1 protein-coding gene is annotated in these 962 nt (G+C 36.3%); it reads left to right on the top strand.

Annotated features, from left to right (window positions below; genetic code table 11):
- Positions 1–260 precede the first annotated feature (260 nt).
- On the top strand, positions 261–962 hold a 702-nt coding region (locus HP456_RS24340), incomplete at its 3' end, for an IS110 family transposase (protein WP_172255802.1).

The raw sequence follows: 962 nt of genomic DNA, 5'->3' as shown, positions 1-962 counted from the left end.
AAACATACTAAGATTAGTGGGTAAAGTCATCGACGGATGTCTTTACCCACTATTTTTCTTTTTAGAGTTATAGTGAGAAGTGAAAGAAAGCTCGACCAAAGCCTCAAGGATTTCGAATCCGTATCAAAAACCGAGCCTCTTCACTTTCATTTTTGAATCAGGTTTAAGTATGTTGGGGCCATGAGCTCGTGTATAGGAAATTAGAATCAAAATGAATAAGTGAAGATCTTTCAAAAGGACAACGAAGAGAGGGAAAATATTTGGAATTAGTAATTGCTTTAGATATTTCTATGGGGAAAAGCTACAAAGTGATTTACGATGGTCAAACTTGTCTTTCGGAAGGGGAATTTCTTCATAATAAGTTTGGTTTTCAAGCGCTGCTTGATGAGATCGGAAACCTTTCTGAAGAACCTATTCTTGTTTTTGAATCAACAGGTATTTATTCAAAACCAGTTGAAACCTTTTGTCAAAAGAACCAATTGCACTACTCTTTATTAAACCCTCTTGAGGCAAAAAAACAACTAGAACAAGGGACTCTAAGAAGCTGGAAAACGGACAAGCATGATGCTCACAAATTGGCGCAAGTTCATCAACAAAATTGCCGAGTAGAAAAAATCCAACAACCAGAAATATATAGTCGACTCCGGGATCTTTCTCGCTTTTATCAGGAAATAGAGGAAGAAAAAAAACGTATGCGAATGTACTTGCATAATGCACTACAATTAAGTTTTCCAGAGCTTGAACACTTTTTCTCGAGTAAAATGACACCCTACTCCTTAACATTGATGGACCTATTTCCTCATCCAGACTTTGTTTTGGAAAAGAGCCAAACAAAAATCAAGAACCTTTTGAAAAAAAGTACCACGAAAAGAATTTCAGAAAATCGTGCTAAACAGAAGGCAAGTCAAATAATAGAATACGCCAAGGAATCCTATCCAGCTATTTCTTCAGCGAGTATTCAA

The organism is Bacillus haikouensis, from assembly GCF_013179555.1.
Classification (GTDB): Bacteria; Bacillota; Bacilli; order Bacillales; family Bacillaceae_B; genus Rossellomorea; species Rossellomorea haikouensis_A.
Note: the sequence above shows the minus strand (reverse complement) of the source record. Positions and strands in the feature narration are given on the sequence as shown.